This is a genomic window from Tunturibacter gelidoferens (assembly GCF_040358255.1).
In the GTDB taxonomy this organism is placed as follows: Bacteria; Acidobacteriota; Terriglobia; order Terriglobales; family Acidobacteriaceae; genus Edaphobacter; species Edaphobacter gelidiferens.
In genome coordinates this window covers 201,786-222,831 of record NZ_CP132938.1, presented here as the reverse complement: position 1 = coordinate 222,831, position 21,046 = coordinate 201,786, and the positions used below count along the sequence as shown (strand labels likewise).

At 54.3% G+C, this 21,046-nt stretch carries 20 protein-coding genes and 2 pseudogenes; 16 read left to right on the top strand and 6 right to left on the bottom strand.

All coding sequences use genetic code 11. The features are described 5' to 3' along the window. Positions 1–185: 185 nt before the first annotated feature. Together RBB81_RS01385 and RBB81_RS01380 are read left to right on the top strand one after the other, a co-directional pair. Positions 186–380 carry a hypothetical protein gene (locus RBB81_RS01385; protein WP_353072444.1) on the top strand — a complete coding sequence of 65 codons (195 nt, stop codon included), beginning with the start codon at positions 186–188 and terminating at the stop codon, positions 378–380. 51 nt (positions 381–431) lie between these two features. Next, positions 432–836 (top strand): annotated as a pseudogene (locus RBB81_RS01380) (IS3 family transposase); the annotation flags it as partial. A 166-nt stretch (positions 837–1,002) separates the two neighbouring features. On the opposite strand, the gene RBB81_RS01375 reads toward RBB81_RS01380, so the two are convergent. Next, on the bottom strand, positions 1,003–2,262 hold the full coding sequence (locus RBB81_RS01375) for an IS110 family transposase (protein WP_353072443.1): 1,260 nt from the start codon (positions 2,260–2,262) through the stop codon (positions 1,003–1,005). A 143-nt stretch (positions 2,263–2,405) separates the two neighbouring features. Between RBB81_RS01375 and RBB81_RS01370 the strand changes: the two are divergent. Then, positions 2,406–2,816: pseudogene (locus RBB81_RS01370) on the top strand (integrase core domain-containing protein); the annotation flags it as partial. Here RBB81_RS01370 and RBB81_RS01365 read toward each other — a convergent pair. Beyond that, positions 2,776–3,123 (bottom strand): hypothetical protein, encoded by a 348-nt coding sequence (locus RBB81_RS01365; protein WP_353072442.1) that lies wholly within the window; start codon positions 3,121–3,123, stop codon positions 2,776–2,778. The pseudogene RBB81_RS01370 and the gene RBB81_RS01365 sit on opposite strands and share 41 nt — an antisense overlap. A gap of 385 nt (positions 3,124–3,508) precedes the next feature. Here RBB81_RS01365 and RBB81_RS01360 point away from each other — a divergent pair, with 385 nt between their 5' ends. The 4 genes from RBB81_RS01360 to RBB81_RS01345 are packed head-to-tail and all read left to right on the top strand — an operon-like array spanning position 3,509 to position 8,586. Then, positions 3,509–4,960, top strand: coding sequence for a TolC family protein (locus RBB81_RS01360; protein ID WP_179585971.1), 1,452 nt, complete (start codon positions 3,509–3,511; stop codon positions 4,958–4,960). Then, positions 4,957–5,277, top strand: a complete 321-nt coding sequence (locus RBB81_RS01355; protein WP_179585969.1) for a YtcA family lipoprotein — start codon at positions 4,957–4,959, stop codon at positions 5,275–5,277. Before RBB81_RS01360 ends, RBB81_RS01355 begins: the two co-directional genes overlap by 4 nt. Before the next feature lie 11 nt (positions 5,278–5,288). Next, positions 5,289–6,515 carry a biotin/lipoyl-binding protein gene (locus tag RBB81_RS01350; RefSeq protein ID WP_179585967.1) on the top strand — a complete coding sequence of 409 codons (1,227 nt, stop codon included), beginning with the start codon at positions 5,289–5,291 and terminating at the stop codon, positions 6,513–6,515. Between the two features lie 58 nt (positions 6,516–6,573). Next, positions 6,574–8,586 (top strand): FUSC family protein, encoded by a 2,013-nt coding sequence (locus tag RBB81_RS01345; RefSeq protein ID WP_353072441.1) that lies wholly within the window; start codon positions 6,574–6,576, stop codon positions 8,584–8,586. An 81-nt stretch (positions 8,587–8,667) separates the two neighbouring features. Here RBB81_RS01345 and RBB81_RS01340 read toward each other — a convergent pair whose 3' ends face one another. Together RBB81_RS01340 and RBB81_RS01335 are read right to left on the bottom strand one after the other, a co-directional pair. Beyond that, positions 8,668–8,901: a hypothetical protein gene (locus RBB81_RS01340; protein ID WP_179585963.1), complete on the bottom strand. Its 234-nt coding sequence runs from the start codon at positions 8,899–8,901 to the stop codon at positions 8,668–8,670. Positions 8,902–9,104: 203 nt separating this feature from the next. Then, positions 9,105–9,362 (bottom strand): hypothetical protein, encoded by a 258-nt coding sequence (locus RBB81_RS01335; protein WP_353072440.1) that lies wholly within the window; start codon positions 9,360–9,362, stop codon positions 9,105–9,107. A gap of 254 nt (positions 9,363–9,616) precedes the next feature. Between RBB81_RS01335 and RBB81_RS01330 the strand changes: the two genes are divergently transcribed. The 4 genes from RBB81_RS01330 (at position 9,617) to RBB81_RS01315 (ending at position 13,610) form a co-directional block, all read left to right on the top strand. Further along, entirely contained in the window at positions 9,617–10,051 is a 435-nt protein-coding gene (locus tag RBB81_RS01330; protein WP_353072439.1) for a hypothetical protein, read from the top strand. Between the two features lie 1,500 nt (positions 10,052–11,551). Next, on the top strand, positions 11,552–11,719 hold the full coding sequence (locus tag RBB81_RS01325; protein WP_353072438.1) for a hypothetical protein: 168 nt from the start codon (positions 11,552–11,554) through the stop codon (positions 11,717–11,719). 896 nt (positions 11,720–12,615) lie between these two features. Further along, positions 12,616–13,275 carry a hypothetical protein gene (locus RBB81_RS01320; RefSeq protein ID WP_353072437.1) on the top strand — a complete coding sequence of 220 codons (660 nt, stop codon included), beginning with the start codon at positions 12,616–12,618 and terminating at the stop codon, positions 13,273–13,275. An 11-nt stretch (positions 13,276–13,286) separates the two neighbouring features. Beyond that, positions 13,287–13,610, top strand: a complete 324-nt coding sequence (locus RBB81_RS01315) for a hypothetical protein (RefSeq protein WP_353073977.1) — start codon at positions 13,287–13,289, stop codon at positions 13,608–13,610. Positions 13,611–13,818: 208 nt separating this feature from the next. Here RBB81_RS01315 and RBB81_RS01305 read toward each other — a convergent pair whose 3' ends face one another. Further along, positions 13,819–14,451, bottom strand: coding sequence for an IS110 family transposase (locus tag RBB81_RS01305; RefSeq protein WP_353073882.1), 633 nt, complete (start codon positions 14,449–14,451; stop codon positions 13,819–13,821). A 374-nt stretch (positions 14,452–14,825) separates the two neighbouring features. Between RBB81_RS01305 and RBB81_RS01300 the strand changes: the two genes are divergently transcribed. The 4 genes from RBB81_RS01300 to RBB81_RS01285 all read left to right on the top strand — a co-directional run bounded on the left by RBB81_RS01300 (position 14,826) and on the right by RBB81_RS01285 (position 19,582). Then, entirely contained in the window at positions 14,826–16,508 is a 1,683-nt protein-coding gene (locus RBB81_RS01300) for a patatin-like phospholipase family protein (RefSeq protein WP_353072436.1), read from the top strand. Positions 16,509–16,751: 243 nt separating this feature from the next. Next, positions 16,752–17,144 carry a hypothetical protein gene (locus RBB81_RS01295; RefSeq protein ID WP_353072435.1) on the top strand — a complete coding sequence of 131 codons (393 nt, stop codon included), beginning with the start codon at positions 16,752–16,754 and terminating at the stop codon, positions 17,142–17,144. A 2-nt stretch (positions 17,145–17,146) separates the two neighbouring features. After that, positions 17,147–18,028, top strand: coding sequence for a glycoside hydrolase family 18 protein (locus RBB81_RS01290; protein WP_353072434.1), 882 nt, complete (start codon positions 17,147–17,149; stop codon positions 18,026–18,028). An 888-nt stretch (positions 18,029–18,916) separates the two neighbouring features. Beyond that, positions 18,917–19,582, top strand: coding sequence for a hypothetical protein (locus RBB81_RS01285; RefSeq protein ID WP_353072433.1), 666 nt, complete (start codon positions 18,917–18,919; stop codon positions 19,580–19,582). A 208-nt stretch (positions 19,583–19,790) separates the two neighbouring features. On the opposite strand, the gene RBB81_RS01280 is transcribed toward RBB81_RS01285, so the two are convergent. Continuing rightward, the gene (locus RBB81_RS01280; RefSeq protein ID WP_423248046.1) at positions 19,791–20,174 is read right to left on the bottom strand and encodes a DUF3738 domain-containing protein; all 384 of its coding nucleotides are present in this window, start codon (positions 20,172–20,174) and stop codon (positions 19,791–19,793) included. Between the two features lie 90 nt (positions 20,175–20,264). Here RBB81_RS01280 and RBB81_RS01275 point away from each other — a divergent pair, with 90 nt between their 5' ends. After that, entirely contained in the window at positions 20,265–20,672 is a 408-nt protein-coding gene (locus RBB81_RS01275; RefSeq protein WP_353072432.1) for a hypothetical protein, read from the top strand. Positions 20,673–21,046: the final 374 nt, after the last annotated feature.

Genomic DNA, 21,046 nt, shown 5'->3' with positions numbered 1-21,046 from the left:
TGGAATTCCGCGCCTGAATGATGTCAGATCCTACCTTTCGCGCGGGTTCCGGATTCTTCCCCCCATCAAAGATTTCCGGGAACATTTCTTCGTTTGCATAAACGCCGGATGACCTGTACGTTTTTTGCGCCCATCTCCCAACTCACAGTGCGCCCGCACCCAACTTCAGAAAGGACATCAAAGCTATGCAATCAGACCTGAATCTGCAAAACGACTCCACCGAATTTGAAGAAGACATTGTGGATCTTGACGAGGACGACTCCGAGATCTCCGGCGACTGCAACGAATCGCAACCCTGCCGCGGCGACGAAGCCTGGCTTCCTCAGGACCTCGATGACAACTTATTGCTGGCCGAACTCATAGAGCAATCGCGGCCATGACCATCAGGAAGCGAAAACCTTTCGCCTGATCGGTTTCGCTTCCTGGAGTACATCATCACGTTGGCCAGTCAGTATGGCCGTTATGGATACCGCCGGATCACGGCGTTGCTCAAGCGGACAGGCTGGCAGGTTGGCAAGGACCGGGTAGAGCGGATCTGGCGTCGTGAGGGGCTGAAGGTTCCAAAGAGACAGAAGCCAAGAGGGCGGTTGTAGCTCAACGACGGGTCGTGCGTGCGGCTGCGTCCGCAGCACACCAACCATGTCTGGAGCTACGACTTCGTGAGTGCTAAGACGCATGACGGGAGGACGGTGCGGATGTTGAACCTGATCGATGAGCATACCAGGGAGAGTCTGCTCGTGCGTCCCGAACGGCGATGGAGCAGCGCCAAAGTGATCGAGGCGCTGGCTGATGTGATGGTGATCAAGGGCGTTCCAGAACATATCCGTTCCGACAACGTACTAACACAGGAAGGAAAAGCTGGAGAGAAGAGAAGGTTCCCTAGCATCCCGTATGGGATGTTCTTGATGACGACTGTACCTCCAAGTGGCTTCCACGAGCAAGGGCTGAGCGTTCGACGATAGCGACACGAGATCTGCCGACGGTGCGCAGTCTCCACTGTACTCAAAATGAAATCTCAACCAAGTGGAAGGCCGGATCATTATCTACGAGGTCCTCGGTTCCGGTCTTGATGATCCCATGGGCCAAGCGAGCCATCTTGGCAGCTACGGCGACATACGCCATGCGCTTGCGGTCGGCACTCAGGGGATCACGCCGGAGATATCGTTCGAACTTGTCTCGGAAGCTGTTCTCACTCAGACGCACGGACACGGTGGCGGCCATCCAAAAGGCGCAGCGTAGGCGGGCGTTACCGTACTTCGACAGCTTGGTGGTTCCCCGGAACTGGCCCGACTGCTGGGTCGAGAGATCGAGGCCACAGAACTTGAGGAACTGACGATGGTGATTGAAGCGACGCAGGTCACCGGCTTCGGCAAGGATCGTGAGCGCCAGGATGGGACCGATGCCCGGCATCCGCTGGAGACGTCGGAAATCGGCGTTGTCCTTGAGATGACACGCAGCTCGTTGTTCCAGCTGATCACGTAACTGGCAGAGTCGGATCATCTCACCGAGCACCACTCGGAACATGGCAACTGCTTCTGAGTCCATCTCAACCGGGATACCGATCGAGGACTGAGCAGTACGGTAGATGTCTTCGAGCAGCCGCTGTTTACTGACCTTGCGTCCGACAATCGTCCACGCTTGCTGGACAAAGTCTTCCATCGAGAGGCGTGCAATCAGAGCAGGCGTGGGGAAGACCTGAAGGAAGACTAAGAGCCACTCAGAACGTGAGGCATGATAGTACCGCTCGATCTTCGGAAAGTAGAGCGGCAGGTAATGGGTCAAGAGCCGATGCTGCGTCCGTGTCTTCTCCAGCGAGATCTGAGCATAGGTCAGCGACAGCTCCTGAAAGTCATGGATCTGGTTCGTGAGCGGGTCATGGTAGTGCTGAGTCACGCCAGTCTTGAGCAGATGAAGCAGGACTTGGGCGTCCTTCGGATCATTCTTGTCCCAGGAGTTATGCATCGCTTCACGGGTACGGGCCACGGCTAAGGAAGCGATCAACTCCAGATGGAATCCTTCGCTCTTCAGGAAGTGGGCAAGTGGCCGATGGTAGTTGCCGGTGGCCTCGAAGACGACCCGCACGGGATGCTTCAGGCCATGGAGGTAATCGGCAAAGAGCCCGAACTCGGCCGCAGTGTTGGGCAGAATCAGGCGCTTGCGGTTCTTCCATCCCGGCGCTTCAATCAAGACATCGTGACGCAGCTTGGCGATATCAATGGCTACCAGAACCGCTGGCGTTTGAGTAGGCTGGACAAGGGACATGGCTGGTTCTCTCCTAAGTGAAAGTAGGCATACGTTCAGCTTACGAGCCAGCCATGGCCCAGGAAGTCGGGTCGCTACGCTCCCTCAACCCGACTTCCTGCCTTCCTCAGACTCTTCCTTCCAAGTGCTTCGTGTGGTGCTACGGCCCTGAGTTCGTCGCCAAAGACCTTCGCAAATGGCTGGCTGATACCGGTGCAAAGACGCTCTACATCGAACCCGGAAGTCCCTGGGAGAACGGTTACCGCGAGAGCTTCAACTCGAAGCTCAGAGATGAGTTCCTGAACGGAGAAATCTTCTACTCGCTGAAGGAGGTGCAGGTTCTGGCCGAACGCTGGCGGGTTCACTACAACACGATCAGGCCGCACTCGTCGCTGGGTTATCGCTCACCAGCGCAGAAGCCTGGGCGATTGAAACCAATCTCACGGGGCGTAAAGAGCCGGGAATCGCTACGCGCTTCCCAGCTCTTCACGCCCCGTCCGGCAGCCATCCAGGTACATCAAAAGCTGCGCTACACTAACAATCCAACTGGTACACAAGATCGGTCAGGCCAATGACGCTGGCCGACCTTGATGGTGGATTGCGCTCCGCGACAGGTGGCTTCCATCTCGCCGTCGAGGAGGGTGAAGGTCTCTTCGAAGTCGTGGCGATGTCGAGGGGGCCGCCGCCTGGAGGGATGTGCATGTCGATAAGGCAGAAGCGACCTGCAGTGTCTTTTCCTGAGAGGAGGATGGTGTAGGTGTCTCCTACTAAGCCGATGTGGGACCGATTGTTGTCGTCGGCACTGGCGAGGATGAGGCTGCGGGCTAAATCGTCGGGCGAAAGGGGATTATTCTGGGAGGCTTCGTCGGTCGTGATGGGCATGTTCGTCTCCTCTGAAGGTTATGATGCGGATTCGGATGGGGAGTTGGAGGGAATCGTACCACGGCCGCAGAAAACTCATGATTAGAACTCCCACCGAAATCCCGGGCCTTGGTTTTCGATAAAAAGGGGTTCCGACTAGGGTAGATTAGAGGCTAGAAATCAGCCATGCTTAAAGCATCCTCCTTACTAGAAGGGGCTTGCGCGCGTTTCATGATGATGGTTAATTTGTTGTCGGACCAATCCTTAATACATTCTCGGGTAGAACACGTCGTCCAGGGCCGGTCACCACTTAGCGTATCGATTCCCAGTCCAGATTACTTGCACTAAGATAAGCTGGCTCGACACGTCTTCAATCAATCTGCGTTCAGTGTGAAGAGTATCGGAGATGAAATTACAAGGATTACTCCTGTCGAATCGTGGAATGTTGGGCATTGCCTTCGTCTGCATGTTTCTGCCAGTGATTGCGCATCCGCAACATGCGCCGCAGGTTCCTGACCGTCCATGGGACAGCAACTGGGCAGAGAGCGGTGTGCATGCGGAGCCAGGTAACGAGCTGAAGCTTGATCCGACCCACACTTATGTACTCGCGGAGCTGATTGATCTCGCCGAGCTGAATAATCCTGAGACGCGTGAAGCCTGGGCATTCGCCAAAGGTCGCGCAGCTCGATTGGGGATCTCCCGCTCTGACCTATACCCGACGCTGGTGGCGAGCGCTTTGGGAGTGGCGTCGAAGGATGGCATTTTGATCAATGATCGCTTTGTGCTGCAAACGCTCGGAGAGTATGACCTTGCTATCAGCCTCTCTTATACGCTTCTCGACTTTGGCGAGCGCCGCGGTCACATCGACGAGGACCGTGCACAGCTTCTGGCGGCTAACTTCGCATTCAACCAGGTTCACCTGAAGATTGTGAGCAGGGTACTTGCAGCTTTTTTCCGGCTTCAGCAGACTCAAGGCGAAGTCGCTGCAGCGGAGGCTAATCTAACTTCGGCGCGTACTGTGCGCGAAGCCGCCGAGCAACGACTTGATCTTGGCGTGGCCACCGTTCCTGATCTGCTTGAGGCACGCAGCACGGAGGCGCGCGCTGTCTATAACCTCGAGTCGGCACGAGGCGCGCGCCAGATTGCTTCGGGCGATCTTGCAACCGTACTCACGGCCTCTCCAGCGAGTGACTACAAAGTTCAGAGCCTCGATAGCCTCCCAATTCCGAATGAGTTGAATGAAACTGCTGAACAAGCGATTAATAAAGCACTCTCGCAACGCCCCGATCTGCTTGCCCAGATGGAGCGGGTTCGCGCAGCCAGCGGAGCGATCACGAGCGCTCGTTCCGAGTGGTACCCGCGATTGACGTTTCAGGGTGACGAGGATTTTCTGAGGGCATATGGCGAACAAACTCCATTTCCTGGTGTGTATGCTGGCGCAAATACCTATCATGCGGAACTTTCGCTGAACTGGACGGTGTTCGATGGCGGGCGCCGGAGGAACGATGTCGAGGAGGCACATGCTTCGCAGAAGCAAGCGCAATCGGCGGTTGATCGAATGCGCGATGAGGTGAGTGATGAAGTGTGGAGGGCATATTCCAATGTCAACACCGCGTTTCGTCAACGCGACGCTGCGACCATGCTGTTGACCGCTTCGACGGATTCTTATGAAGCCGCGTTGCAGAGTTACCGCCTTGGCGTACGCAACCTGGTTGACCTGCTGGCTGCAGAACGCGATCTGGCTGATGCCCGTTCGGCTGACATAACGGCCCGGGTGAGTGTGCTTAATTCGCTGGCGGAGCTGGCGTACAGCACGGGAGATCTTCTTAAAACCACAGCCAGGAGACCTTCTCCATGAACAACCACTTTCATTGCTCTCCTGTGTCGTCTCTCGGAATCAAAGATTCTCGAGTGCTACGTCGTCCTCGATTCTGGGCGACGTTCCTGCCGCTTGCCGGGTTGTGTGGTTGCCGACGGGCCCCATCGCTCGGCATCTATGGCTCCTATTTTCCTGGGTGGCTGATCTGCCTTGTCCTTGGTATCGCACTCACTGTAGCGATCCATCTCGTGCTGAGGCGACTGGGCTATGAAGCTCGCCTGAATCCGCTTGGCCTTGTGTACATCGCGCTTTCGATTACGCTCACGTGTCTGTTGTGGCTGGTTCTCTTTTATTAGGAGGTGTTTCTATGGCCGACTCCATCGATCCTCGACCAGACGCAGACCCGGTTGGGAGAATCATCTCGATCACTATCATTGCAAGCGCTGTTGTTTGCCTCATTCTGGTGATCGTGCTGACAGCGATGCACCCACGAACGGATGACGCCACGGTGTTCGCAAATTTCATTGGGATTGCTCCGGTTGTAGAGGGGCCAGTAGTGCACCTGGCTGTGCAGGACAATCAGTATGTACACAAGGGCGATCTGCTTTATGAGATCGACGATCTGCCTTATCGCTACGCTCTGAAGCAGGCACTGTCGGAGCAGGCCGCGCTTGAGGGGAATATTCGCGATCAGACGCGCCAGATCGCTGGTCAAAGGAGCGCCGTCGTTGCGCAGAGAGCGGCGCAGAATGCTTCAGAGGCTGCGATGCATCGGGCTACGGCATTGATTGATGAGGCGACAGCCGACGTGGGACATGCGGAGGCCGCCGTAAAACAGGCTCAGGCTGAGTACGACTATGCCGAGAGCAATCTGAAACGCGTCGAGCCATTGCTGACGCGAAAGTTTGTGACTGCGGACCAGGTGGATCAACTGCGCTCGAATACGAAGGCCAGAGCTGAACAGCTTCGGCAGGCGCAGGCGCAGTTAGTGCTCAAGCAGGCGTCGCTGAAAGCTGCTCTTGAAGGACAGACTCAGTCTGTCGCCGAGGTTGGTCAGAATGAAGCGCAGGTGGAGCAGCGCGGTCGCGAGGTGAGAATACTTGATCCTCTTACGACACAACGCGAAGGGCGACAGGCAGCGGTAGAGCATGCTTACTACAACCTGAACCATTGCCGGGTGTATGCACCCTTCGATGCGCGCGTGACGAATCTGACGATTGCGGAGGGCGCGTATGCGCATGTTGGGGAACAACTGTTCACGCTGATCGATGCGCGAATCTGGTGGACGGTCGCGAACTTTCGCGAGGACCAGATTGGCCATATACATCCTGGCGATCACGCAAGGGTGTTCATTATGCAGGTGCCGAATGCGGAGTTTGACGGAGTCGTCGACAGTGTTGGCTACGGAGTTATACCTGACCCTGACGTTATTGGTGTCATAAAGCCCGGATTGCCGGCAACCGATCGCACACTCAACTGGGTGCACCTGGCGTCACGGTATCCGGTTCGGGTCCGCATTCTGAATGCGCCTGCGGAAGTGCTGCGAGTGGGCGCTACGAGCCTTGTAGCGATACAGGGAGGCAATCATCGCTAGCACCGCTACCATCGCGGCACAGGGGCGGCGGTCGTATTGGATAGCGCTGTGGCAGATCGTGCGGAATGAACTCGAGCCGTATCCGGGCCGTCTCGACAAAACGGTTCAATACACAGTTGCGACCGTGATTGCAGCCATCGTAGTACTGACCTTTCGATTGCCGAGCGCTGTGCTTGGGGTCTACTATCCGCTCCTGCTGATGGAGGACACGCCTGCTTCGAGCTTTCGCGTAGCTAAAAAATGCGGCCTGTTTCTTTTTTTTGCCGCAATCTGGGTTTTGTGCGGTGCGGTCTTTTTTCTTGGATCTCCTATGATGCACTTTCTTTGGGTGGTCTGTACGCTATTTCTCGCTTGCTGGTTGATTGAAGCGGGGGAGGATCATGCGGCGGCGACCAGTTTCGGGATTTACGTGGCCACAGGCATCAGTGTTCTTGATGCGCCGATCTCTCCAGATGTTCGCTTTGAGAACATCCTTTACATTTTGCTGAGCCTGGTCATGGGGATTGCGATCTTCCTGGCCGTTCAATATGTCATGGCTGGCGACGAGAAACAAAATGGCCTGGAGCGAGGTATCGGTACAAGGCTTCTAATTTTGCGTAACTGTCTGGAGTTGATTTCGGAAGGGCGTACACCGGGGCGATTGCTTCGGCGGCAGTTGCGGAAGTATTTCATGATCGGGACAGGGCGAATACGAAAGACATTGCTTGGGCTGGACTACACGCGACGAGTTCGCGATGAACAGTCGTCAGCCGTTGGTCTGATCGGCAATATGATTGAGTTTACTTACAGTCTGGTAGAGACGCCCGGTCAACCTGTGCCCAATCAGCAGGCGCGACTGCGTGGGGTAGTGAATGCGATTGATCAGGTGCGAGCGGATTATGCTGCGAGGCGAGCGCCGGAACCTATTCCGTTGCCTGCTCCGCAGCCGGGTGAACTGCGTCGCTCGCCGGTGTACCGGCTCGAATACTCGATTGCTATTCTTACCCAGGTTTACTCCAGCTATTTGATTGCTGACCGGGTTCCTGAAGAGCACCCGAAACCGAAGGGCCTGATTCGACCTGGATCAGTTACGAATCCTGCAACTCTGCGATTCGCAATGCGGGCGTCTTTGGCCGCTATTTTTTGCTACCTGTTTTATTGGGCTGTTGATTGGCCAGGTTTGTCCGTCGCTCTAACCACGTGCATCGTGACGGGGCTCTCGAGTGCAGGGGCGTCACGTCAGAAGCAGATGCTTCGCTTTTTTGGAGGGGCTATTGGTGGGGTGTTTGCCTTCGTTGCGCAGATATTCATTTTGCCGCGTGTTCAATCGGTTGGCGGATTCAGCTTGACGCTGGCCGGAGCGATCTTCTGCTCGGCGTGGGTCTTCTTAGCTTCGCCGCGTATCGCGTATGCCGGCCGTCAGATGGCGCTTGCTTATGAGGCTGTCCATCTAACCGATCCGTACTATAACGTCGGGCTCACTCAGGTGCGGGATCGCGTCTTTGGAGTTTTTCTCGGGCTGGTTGCAATGTGGCTGATCTTTGACCGGCTGTGGTCGCGTCCTGCGGCACCCACGATGACGCAATTGTTTGATGAAACGCTTGATTGCATCGCGGAGCTTCCTGAGCGGGGGAGTGTTGAAGCGGTTCCTGCGCTCACGCGATTGCGAGAGACGATTGATGGTAACTTCGACAAGATCCGAGATCTGGCTGATGCTGTGTTGCTCGAATTCAGACGGGATAGGGCACACGACCTGATATCACGCTATCGCGTTCGTTCCTGGATGCCGCTGATACGGAGCATCTTCATGCTGCGGTTGGCTATCATGCGGCGCTGCTGGGTTGACGAAGCGGGTGTAGATGATCCGCGAGTTGCAGAAGCGATCGCCACTTCGACGAGTGTGCTCCAGGAGATTCGCGGGATGGCTACCGTTGATATTTCGAAGAGGCCTGATCCACCTTTGGCAGCGCGCGTGGTGCCGATTCCTAAAACAACAGCGAACGAACCGGCGGTTGTGAGGATTGCTGCTTCTCTCGCAACGGTGAGCGCCTACCTTCGCGAAGACGTATTGCTTGATTTACGCGGAACTTGAAGGTGTTCGAACCTGGCTCTCCGTGGTGTTACGAAGGGGCGTAGTGCGTGAGGGCGCTTTGGTCGAAACGTTTTCAACTGCTTACTTTGCTGGTTTCATATGCAGAAGATCGAGACACGTGATGCTGAAGACGAGGACCTGGCCTGAGGTGCGGAGCTGTACTCCGAATTGCTTCTCGTACCGAACGTCGAAGGCCAGGCGATGCTTGATGTCGGTGTACTTCCACTCGGCGCCTGCGCCGAAGCCGCGGTCGAGTTGGCCGGCAATCAGAGGGTTGATTCCACTGCCGGAGTCAGCCGTTCCTGGACGCAACACCGAGCGGACGCTCGACCTGTTTTCAAAAAAGTGACTTTGCCCTCATGAAACCGTAACGGCTTCTGCGAGACAGCGCGGCCCAACTTCTTGGCAGTCCAGTGAGGATCGTTGTGCTTCCTCCATCGGCGCCTGGACATTGCCATGAGAATGCCCCGGCAATGACGAAGCCTTTCGTAGACAGCCAGTTTGCCAGCCAGAGCCAGTCACTCCAAAGCTAAGCCCTGCATTCGCCGCGCCGCCGCCGTCTTGCCGTGCGTCACCTGGAGCCTTCCGCAGTGCCCATTCGACCAACCGATAGACTCCCAGCGAAGATGGGAGTTCTCTTCCGGTCGCATCCCAGTGTCTATCAGCACCGTTGCAATATCGGCCATGAGTTCCCCTGCCGCTCCCAGATACCTCGCTTCCTCTTCCGGTAAGACAACCCGATCACGATGATGCTCCCATTGGCGGGAGCCAAACATAGAGTTTCCTCCGCCCTTACATACAACTCTCAAACTGATCTACTACCCAAAAGTGAGGAGAATGTCATCGTGGACCCTATGCTCACGAGGGAAGGAGATGATTGGAGTCTCATACCACCGTTGCCCAATCCTATAGTCCCCTGCACTTTGGATAATTTCCCGCGCCGAAGGTCAATCCGACGCTTGGGTTGGTTTTATGTGAGAATAGCGGCATTACGACATGGGCCCCTCAAATTGCGTTGTTCGGAGGTGTTATGAAAGTTGTCCATAAATTCTCTCGTGCCGGCGCTTTTCTACTGGGGATCGCAATAATGGCTTCCATACCAAGTCATGTGGTTGAAAAGCCAGCTATGGCACAGATCATCTCTAACGATTACAGATTTTGTTCTGTTACTGTTCCGTTGAGGAAAAACGATCCCATACTGAACGGTTATGCGGCTGCTCCTCCACATCATTATTATTCGGAACTCTATCAAGGCCCCGATAGAGGCAAAGAGTTTCAGGCTTGGGTGCGCAAAAACTATCAGCAAGAATGGATATACAACGCCTATTCGGGCGGCTATGGCGATACGGTCCAGTGCCTTGTTGCTGCGCGACCCCAGCTTTTTGCTGACAACATGAAAAAGGTACAGACAGATCCGAAGCAAAATCCGTATTACACTTTCACAAACTGGCCAGCAGTTCAGTAAATTGTGAATATGACACTTGCAAGCACGAACTCGATTCATTCCAAATCGAGCCGCTTGTTTGCAGCCTTTGTCTTGCTGGCCGCACAACTTTCTTGTTTTTGTCAGCCACCCCAAGTCCACTATGGCCCGTGGATGCCTATGAAGGATAACGAATCTAACGGCATACAAATCGCGTTTAAGCACTATCCCGATGGGATGATGTATTACAAGCTCAAAAATACATACTCTTACGTCGCCAAAGTGGATTGTCAGTTTCGTTTTACAGACAAGAAAGGCAAACCGCGACCGAGTCGGGCTGCACCGCCACTTTAGCTCCCGGGCAAGAAAAGACCAGCGGCGGATGGTGGGATGCCAACGTAGCCTCAGTTGATCCGTCATCCTTGGCAGCAAAGGTACGAATCCCCGATGTACCTGGCGCCGCCCGGGGACCATCTGGTCTAATCTACTCGAACTGTGATCCCTCACCGGACGACCTTGAACAGAGCTGTAACCAAAAAAAGGCACAATGCAACGCCAATATCTATTCGTGGTGCGAAGAGGAGTTCGGTAAAGAGGGTACACAAAAGAACGCGGACAATCGCCCAAAGTATGACAGGTGCGTCACCTCTCATCTCGCTGAATGCGTCAGCTCACAGGCACAATGCGTGACGCACATCCGACGTTGCGGTAACGGACAAACCTGCGACGTTCGAACCAACAGATGCTCTGTATCCGCTAAGTGATCGCATCGATCCTCCGAGTGCTCGTCTGCCCATTTTTGCGCCCGATGGCTGCGTTCGTCGGAAATTTGTCGCACGGCGCGACGGGAATCAAGAGATTCCTTGATCTGTGAGGCTGTTGACTGAATAGCCTACACCTATAAATCAAGACAAATTCAAAACAGGGGAGAGGACTGTCCCACCGCTGTCATTGAAGTGTTCTCCACCATGTTTCGGAAGAACCAATGGATAACATGCATTTTTGTTACTTCACGAGGGCGTAATCAAAATCGGCTTTTGGACACAAACCTGGACTACGTCGTCTCGAAGGGTTAGGAGCACAGTTTGTTTCTGCCCATCAATCGAAACTTGGTTCGCAAGTGCTGCGATCTGTGCGTCGAGTTTTTCCGATTTGCTCCTGTGAAGCGAAATCGTTGTTCATCTCACAATTTCACCGCGCTTCCTGATTTTGTACTACATCAGCCCGCCTAGGAGACAAGCCGCCTTCATTACGCGGCTCTTAGACAATGGGTAGCATTCAAACAGCACACCTGCTCATGACGGTCCAGCGGTCCCCGTTTGTCGGCGAAGGTAGATAAATTCAGGTGCAACATCTAATTTGATTGACGGTAGAACCCAGCTGGCGTATGAAAGGTAGTAAAACTTGGCAGTAATTCGGCGGAGTCCGACCTTATGTAAAGACCACTTTTCACCCGTCTTGTCTTGGTTTTGTAACGGACCTTATATCTTGAGGGCCCTTAATTCCACGCAGTACAATCAGCTTCGTTCGGAGGATCTGGGCATGGATAAACTTTGGATTAAGGTTGCTGCAATTTTGGTCTTTATTAGTTTCACCGCCAATGGTCAAGAGGCACAACGTGGCGGCGTGACGGTCTCAGCGTATGTCGCAAACACAGGTGAATTGACGACTCTCCACGTGACTGTTGCGAATGATAATGATGTTCAGTGAAAAACGTCGCTTTTGTCGTGCAATACACCTGCGGCACTGAATCGGGAACGATCTCTCCCGGCCATAGAGGTGATCCCGTGTCTTTCGTTCCTCCCGGAAAGACTGTAGACAATGAGGTCAACGCATGTACCAGTACATTTGAGGTCAAAAGTGTCAGGATCATCTCATTCGACAAATAGGTCAAAGTAATACGCTTGTGACTAGCTCGATCAGCCGTTTTGTCGTCGAGGAATGACGACACGATATCAGTCGGTACGCCTGCGCGAGCGGCTCCCAAATGGCAGTTCTCGCGCCCAGGGGTCTTTACCAATTCCGATCAGTAATGCGAAGGATGGGCCGAGATTTGCCAAAGCCTTTCACGATGAAGTGCTCGCGTGTGCGGGAACTGATGTAAACGCGAATCTGTATTGAGGTATGTGCGGATAAGGAGACTGGATCCATGCCACATAGCAGCGCGCGTTATTGCCCAATCATGTTTCTGCTGATCATGTTTCACTGTACGTTCTGTTGGGCGCAGACTGCTCACCACTCCTCGACAGGCACTCAAGGACGAGTGTGGTGATAAACAAGCTTGTCGGAAACTGGAACGGCAACTACATCTTCAGCAAGAATTCGTCTGCGACGTATCAAGCCGGGTTGTCACTGAAAGAAGGTAATGGAGAGCTCCGAGGAAGGATAATCGCTCTAGCCCCCAATGGCGACTCACTGGTTCGATCTCCGCGCCAAATATTTGGCTGCGGCAAGAAACCGAAGACGGAGAATTAGATTGCTGGGAAACGACACGAGGGATACCATCGCGGCCAAAGAACCGCCAACCGACGCATCGAGCCATATCGAGAACGGCAAAGTGCAGTGCATGGCCTGAAGGTCTCAGTTACACCAAAATTAAGGAAGATATGGCTACTGGACCTGTACTAACTCCGCCTACCGACAAGCAGCGCTCCATCAGGGGGCCACTCCGCTATCAAATTAGTACTTCCTCGCCTCAGCTGGAAGCGGGAACGAAGTTTTCAATTTATACACGGATCACCAACCCCTATGACGTCCCGGTGAAAATTACCTCAGTGACCACTTTGCTGCCGGTCGAATTCATTGATGTGGCTGTTCTCGAAAGGAGCTATAGGAACCGGAGAATCGCCCGAACTATTAACACCGTCAAGGGCCATCAGAAAAAGTTGTTCAAATTTGTTGACCTGTTACCCGGTTCCTCAAAAGAGAACACATCGCCGCGGATGAGCAACCAAGCTCTAAGTTCGACACCTGAAACCGAGGCGGATGTTATCTCCGATTCTGATGTTTACAGCATCGTGCAATTGCTTGATTCTACCGACAAGGATAACTACGACGTCGCCAAGCAGGATGTATTGCAACGACTACATAGGGCCCTTGCAGAGAATAAACAGGTCAGTCCATTGGAAACGGAGTTACAGCCGGGGAACTCAATCATTCAAGTTTTCACATTGAAAACGAATCGATCGATCTTTTCCCGCCTAATATCTACCAGTCCAGCGTACGGATCGAATATGAGATTGATTCGAGCAAGAACATCGACGTAGCCGATTATCAATTGAACATCCGTGCACCTTTGAAAGCGATTCTCTTTGGCGCTCTAATTGGATCCTTCTTCGGCTTCCTCCTAAAGGACTTGACTGGTGAGCGGACTCTGATCACGTTGGTCAATACCACACGCACGCCGGGATCAATCGCTTCCTATTTGTTGTCTCTCGCCACTGCGATGATGATCGCAGGAATTACGGTCGTAGCCTTTGCTCGGAAAAAGGATGCACAACCGATTCTCTCGGTGGAAGATTTTTGGGGAGGGGTTTTCGTCGGATTCTTGGCAGGCTACACAGGCAAATCCTTCCTAGATAAAACGGTCGTGCCACATTGAGGCCTTGACCATCCAGAGTCTTTCGGACGCCGAATATGAACGACTGACGCAGACATTGGATTTGGCGCAGATCGTTAAGTCGCGTGGGTCGCCACCTGCTGATGAACCGCTGCTTGACGGAGTGGAACCGCTCGACCTCGCCGACTTCGAGCACCCAGGTCAGCGCCGTGACGTGGCCGATGGCAGGGATCGTCATCAACCGCTCGACTCACGTTGCGAGCAGTGGGTCGGCTTCGAGCGAACGCAGCAGAGCTCGTTCCGTCTTCTGGGTGCGCTCGATCATCTCGCGCGTGAGCTTCAGCAGTGGCCACAGCGAGGGGTCGATCTCCGGGTTCGCGGGTAGAACCTGGTGGAAATATCCTTGCTGATGCAGCTTCTCCTTGTTGTAGCTGACGCCGGACTCCATCAGCAGCTGCGCGATCTTGTTCTTCAACTGGACGTTCTGCCGGACCAGCAGCTTCCGGTAGCGCAGCGTGCGCCGGCGCTGCCGGATCTCCATCGGTGCCATGTAGCACTCCGGCAGGAAGTCACAACGCATGCAGTCGGCTATCCTGCCTGCATCGATGCGATCGTTCTTCTTCTTCGCCACGGCAATGGCACGCAGCATCAGGGGATGAGCCACCTTCACCGCTGCCGCGTGCGGTCGAAGGTAGTCGTAGATCCAGCCCGTAAACATGGTCGCTTCCATCGCCACCGTCCAGGGCTTCGCGAGCGTCCCAACCCACTCCCGCAGGCCGTGCCGCGTCGCCGGAATCTTGCCCTCCGATTGCACCTTGCCACTGATGTCCTTCACGCAATAACTGATCGTCTTCTTGTGGATGTCCAACCCGATGAAGTTCATACTGGTCACGAGGAGCCTCCTTGGATGTCTCTGAATCAGCCGATTCTTCTGAGTTCAGCCCTTGTACACCAAGTGCTCCTCAGCCCGACAACTTATCCATACAAACAAGTGACCCTCTCGTTCAACTGTTGCTAACAGGCCGATGCACCCATCCATATTGTTAGTTTCCCATCTCAGCGAAAGGAGATGAGTAATGAAGAACGCTCTTTGCATTTACTACAGTTCCTGGCCGGGGCTTCGTTGAAGACGCATACCCCGGGACCTGACGGGGACTTCTGATTGTTACAGACTATCTCGCCCTAAGGAATATACCCATTTAGGTATATGGTTCCGGGTGCTGGAAGATGCTCTAATTCTCCTCTACGAGGAGATACATGCCGAAACGGCTGGCTATTACGATTGCGGGTGCGGTGTCGCTGGGAAGTTATGAGGCGGGGGTGCTGTATGAGGTGCTGGACGCGATTCATCAGCATAACGACGCCGACGGCGTGACGGATGACGAGAAAATCCTGATCGATGTGATGACGGGTGCTTCGGCCGGCGCGATGACGGCAGCGATTGTGGCGCAGAAGATGCTGTACTCGGCTCAGGAGTTTCGTGGCCCCTACGACAACCCTTTGTACAACGTGTGGGTGAAACGTATCAACCTGGACGGGTTGCTGGAGACGGTGAACGAAGAGACGGGTGAGGTGGAGCCGCCGCTGCGATCGATTTTTTCGTCGAACATGGTGGAGAAAATTGCAGAGGATACGCTACTGGGACGCTACGCGACGGGGGACTGGCCTGCTCCCATAACGCATTTGGCCGCGGCGCGTTCGATCTCTCTCGGGATGACTCTGACTAACCTGAACGGCGTGGACTACGGCTATGACATGCAGCCTTGCGGGAAGTTTATTTACACGCGGCACGAGGACCAGATAACGCGTGTGGTGAGTGTGGAGGGGAGCGATAAGCCGGAGGTGTGGCGTGAGCTGGCGGATGCGTCGGTGGCGAGCGGGGCTTATCCGCTGGCGTTTAGGGCGAAGGAGATGGACCGCAGGCGGGCGGAGTATGCCAAAAGCAGTCTTGAGCCGTGGACGGATGACCCGTCGAGATTTACTTACACAGACGGCGGAGTGTTACAGAACGAGCCACTGGGTATGGCGAAGAACCTGGTGGATGACATCGACAAGCACTGGTACAACGACAGCAGGTTCTACTTGTTTGTGTCGCCGCATGGGAGAACTTCGAGCGCGGACTCGAGCTTTTGCGAGGTGACTGCAGACTACTTCCAGATCATGAAGCGGTGGGCGAAGGTGCTGCTTAGCCAGTCGGAGTTTCAGGACTGGATTACTGCGGTAGAGATGAATGAACAGATTGCGCTAATGGACGCTCGGGCTAGTGAACTGGCAGAGAAGCTACGTTCAGGCGAGATCAAGAGCGGAAGCCTGAAGCGGACTGCGGATGGTTTGCTGAAGGTGTTGTTTACGCAGCCTACACGCACGGGGACGAGGCAGGTTGCGAAGATTGGAAAAGAGAGTCTGGCTGAGGCCAGGCGGCGGATTGAACACCAGTACAAGGAGGAGATTGCGAGTCTGGGGGTAGGAAGCTACCGCGCCGATGCGTTTCGCGATACGGTGCTGGCGTTTGAGACGGCGGCGAATCTTGGACAGTGCGACTATATGCGGATCTATGGAATCGCGGTGTCGGAGGAGTTGCTGGCGGGTGCAGATCTAACGGGCTTTCTGGGGTTCTTCGACGAACGGTATCGTGTGCATGACTATGACCGCGGACGGATGGTGGCGCGGATGGTATTGACCGATCCGGTGATGAGTGAGGCAGGAGAGCTGGGACCGATACGATATACGCCGAAGCATACGAATCCTATCGACAGCACTCTGAATGGTCTGCAGCTGGGGCAGTTGTCGATCGAGGAGCAACAGGCGTTTCGCGAAGGGGTGAAAAAGCGGGTGGGCGAGATGGTTCGATACCTGATTGGATTCTGGTCTTATCCGGCCGACGTAGTGGTGATCGATCCGCTGATGAATGCGATTCTGAATCATTTGTTTCGGGAGTAACGCGGAGTATTTGAGAAGGTTGGCTTGGCGGCGTGGGAGGAGGTTAACCGGCAACTCACGCTCGGCACGCTACGACTACCTCCCTGAAGCCGACTTCACGGTACTAATCCGGCCTCGATGAGTGACTCGGCGTTTATCACTCGTCGAGAACCGCCATGCGGCACATATGGTTATCTGTTGCCTAAGCGGTTGTATAGTTGTATATTCCTCTCGCCAGCTTGCATCCCCTCCTCGAGGTAGTCTATGTCCACTCGTGTCTCTGTCGGTCCTCCCGGCCGCGCCCTCACCTTCTTCGTCGTCAGCCTGCTCATTCCGTTTTTTCTTGCGCGCCCTGTTCTCGCCAATGAGCTGGGCCACGACAAAAAATCCAAAGTGGTCGGCGGCTACTTTGAAGAATGGAGCATTTATTTCGCCGGCTACAACATTGCGAATCTACAGGCCAATGGCGTCGCAGATAAGCTCACGCATTTGACCTACGCCTTCGGCAACGCCACGCCGACCGGCTGCGCCATAGCGGACAGCTGGGCCGACTATCAGGATCCGTATCTTCCAAGCGTTAGCGGCGCGCCATACGCAGGCCCGCTGTACGGGAATTTCCCGCGCTGCAACAGCTCAAACAACTGCATCCAAATCTGAAAGTGGAGATCTCGCTCTCTGGGGCCGCCGGTTTTTCGGCCGCTGCGAGTACCGCTCAAGGCCGCCAGGCCTTTGTCTCCAGCTGTATCGATCTGTTCGTCAAGGGTAATCTCGCGCCCGGAGTTTCTGCAGCGGGAGTCTTCGATGGCATCGATATTGATTGGGAATTTCCCACCGCCACTGACACGTTAAACGCAACATTGCTGCTCAAGGAATTTCGCAAGCAACTGGACTCCCTGGGGAAGGCCAACAACAAGCATTATCTGCTGACGATGTTCGGACCCGCTGGCCAGCAGAATTTCTCCAACCTACAGCTAGCCGAAGTCGGGCGCCAGCTAGATTTCTTCAACCTGCAGGGTTACGACTACCACGGCACCTGGGAGACTTCTACCAATCACGCTTCTCCCCTCTTCGACGACAAGCAGGATCCCGATGCCTCCGAGAATTTCTACATCGAATACACGGTTCGCTCGTATCTTGAGGCCGGCGTCCCCGGAGAAAAGCTCGTCCTCGGCATTCCCACGTATGCTCGCGGTTGGACTGGCGTTCCTAAAACTAACGATGGCCTGTATCAAACCGCAACCGGTCCAGCTTCGTTTCCTTCGAGCGACTATCTGCAAACGCCCGGCCTGATCACCTATCTCACGGTGACCGGCCTGACCGGCTACACGACTCACTTCGATGAGCGCCGACTCGCCGTGTCGCTCTACGATCCCAACACGCAAACCTTCTGGTCCTACGATGACCCAGTCACGGTCTGGGTCAAAACGGTTTACGTCCGCGCGCGCGTTCCTGGGGGCCTCGGCGGCGCATTCATCTGGGCTCTCAAGGACGACGACGCCAACGGCACCATCACGAAAACTACTGCCGCCGGCCTCAGGTGATCTCGCGCCGGTTCAGGATTTCGGCCGAGTGAGAATCCCAGTAATCGTTTGCGACTCACACAACTGGTGAGAACAGGCCGAGTCACTCATCAAGCTATTCAGGTCGGTCTATGTCGGCAAGTTACCGAATAACCAGCTTCTCGTACAGTTGCCTCCCGTGAAGCCAGTCTCCCGTATCGCTGAAGAATTCCATCTGTATCCAATAGCTCTGAGTCCAGTACAGAATATCGTTGTAAATTGAGCTCGAAATCGGCCTTCCAGTACGAAATAGCCAGTTTGATGTCATGAGCGGCGGCATACTTCTGGATTGCCTCTAGCTGTCGCGGAAATCCGTCACCTTCCACCTGTCCCTGGCTGCTGACTCTGAGATAACCAAAGGCCTTCGCCATACTCTGAGCATGACTTGGAGCTCTCGGACTGCCAACACAATTCCAGAGAATAGCGTAAGTAATTCATTCTAAATGGTAAAATTGCAATTTGAAATCACACTTTCATCTGGAGTTCGGGAAAGCTCAAAGCAATGTCTCGTTCGAGCGACTCTCGTGCTTTCAGGACCAAGGTTCACGTCATGCAGGAAAAAAAGCTTCCGATTTTTGGCTTTATTTTGTTCTCGTTGCTCTGCTCAGGTTGTCATACCACGAAGGATCACCCGATCACTGAACAAGTGGAATCACAGTACATCCGGCGTTCGAATGCCGATACTGTCATTGTTTTTGTCCACGGAATCTTCGGGGATGCCAAATCGACCTGGACTAATTCAGACAGCCAAGCATACTGGCCAAAGTTAGTCGCGACTGATCCTGCCTCAATAACGCAGATGTTTACGTCTATGCGTATCGGGCTTCGTATCTTGACGCTACTAGCACCATTGACGAGCTCGTCGAGCAGATGAACATAAACCTCGTTGCAGATGAGATATTCACAAAGCACAAGCAGGTCATTTTCTTGTGCCACAGTATGGGTGGTCTTCTCACTCGAAAACTGCTCACACGTTATCAACCGCTGGCGACACAAGTTCCCCTTATCTATTTCTTCTCGACTCCGACCACAGGTTCTGACCTCACAAGATTGGCAATGGCTCTTAGCCCAAATCCTCAACTGAGTGACATGTTACCGAGCGATGCAGACCGATATGTAGACATTTTGCAGAGGGATTGGCGGGCGGCGAAGTTTCGGATAATCAGCCGCTGCGCCTATGAAGAGAAAGACACGTACGGCGTGAAGATTGTCGACTCTGCAAGCGCCAGCACGTTGTGCGAAGGCTCAGTTATGCCAATCGAGAAAGATCATATTCAGATTGTCAAGCCAGCTACTATTCATGATCCCTCCTATCTCGCGTTTGAGACAGCATTCGTTGATTTAGGGAAGGAAAGAGCTGCATCCACGTCTGAACCTGGATCAAACAATTTGGACCGAGTAGAGAGAACCGTCGTTGCGTTGACAACTCGTCCCGTGACCGTTAAGTGCGGGCAATCGGTGGATACCACCATCGCCTTAGCTCCTCCAAAATCGGGTTTTCGGCAACTTCAGAATACTGGACGTAGTTGCTCATAACCCCGTTATTTCGGGAGCTTCATGAAGAATCGACAGCAGAATATGGAAGATGGCCGACTAACCCGGCCGAGGCTGAGGCAGACCGGGTACGCGAAGCGGGATCAGCAAAGAGCGTGGGGCGAGGAATAGCGTTTCGAGTTACGCGTGAAGGCAGTTGTCAGTTGAAGGTCATTAGTTGCTCGCGCGGGATTGCCGCGTCAGTAACTTTCTACTGAGGAGTGAAGACGAGCATCTCGACGCGGCGCTGGGCGGGCGTGACGACGAGGTTTAGCTGAGTGCGGAGGCGTTCGGTGAAGTTGTTTTGCTGGCCTTCGTCAGCTCTGACCTGAAAATCGAACTTACCGTCAAGATGGGTTTCGTTGATTAGCGGTTGATCAAGGCCCTGTTCAAGCATGTGGCAGAAGTCGTCGACCGTGCCGTTGATGAGGTCGATGCTACGCACAGCGTTGATTCCGGCCGGCCAGAGCATGCCGTGGTTCTCATCGATGTTGCCCGCCGATCCCCACGCAACACCCCCTACGCTCTCGGGGGCGTTTGGATCGGGATGTGCCGGGGGCTTGCCGTTGGGCGCGGTTATCAGATAGACGTCCACCAGGCGGCCTTCGCGGGTCGCGGAGAGATGGAAGTAGTCCTGAATGCCCTAACATCTCCAGCCGATAGATCAATCAGACAAGGAAATTTGATGCAAGACGAACAAATTCTGTTGGAACGTGCCAGACTGCAAGCCGCGAAGGCGCTTGTTTCATTCATTGACGAGGACCGAGACGTCCTAACTCCGAACGGTTGTCCCTACAAAGACAAAAGGAATGGGCGACGAGTTGGACTGAAAGAGAAAGTAGCGAAAAGGTTCCTTGCTACCTTTTACACCCTTATCCCGTCTGCCGCCCGCTCCACGCGGAAAGACGACGGCGATTCTGAGATCCTGCGCGTACAGGTGGACCTCTTAGGAAAAGCGCTTGCCAAGGTCGTTGTTGAACTCGAAATTATCAAAGGCGACATGCCCCTGTCGGGTCCACAAGCTCTCCTTTTTGCTGATGATGCGCTCCAACTCATTAGGGAATTGAAGGTACGTGAGAGCGCGCCGTTCTGAGTGCGGCGCATCGTTTGACTGTCTGACAAGACATACAACATCGAGGAACGGCGAAATAGAAAGCGAAGTTTTTTCCGACCCTCTTGTGAATAGATTCTTGGAAATAGGTGATCCTGAGGGCAGGCTTTACATTGCCTCAAGACTCGAGGCCGTCATTTTGGAGCGATAAGCCGGAAGCTCGTGGTACGGTAGTAACGGTTCACCAATTGGGAAAAAGCATTCTTGGTGCTGGCACTGTGGCAGAATCTTCCTGTGCATGCAGGGAAATGCACGTGGAGATCCGATTCCGGCTGCAGAGGCAGCGCTTATATATCGTGAGGTTTCGTCTTCCGATGTTCCCATCTCTCCGTAGTCTCTCCTGTGTGGACGTCTTT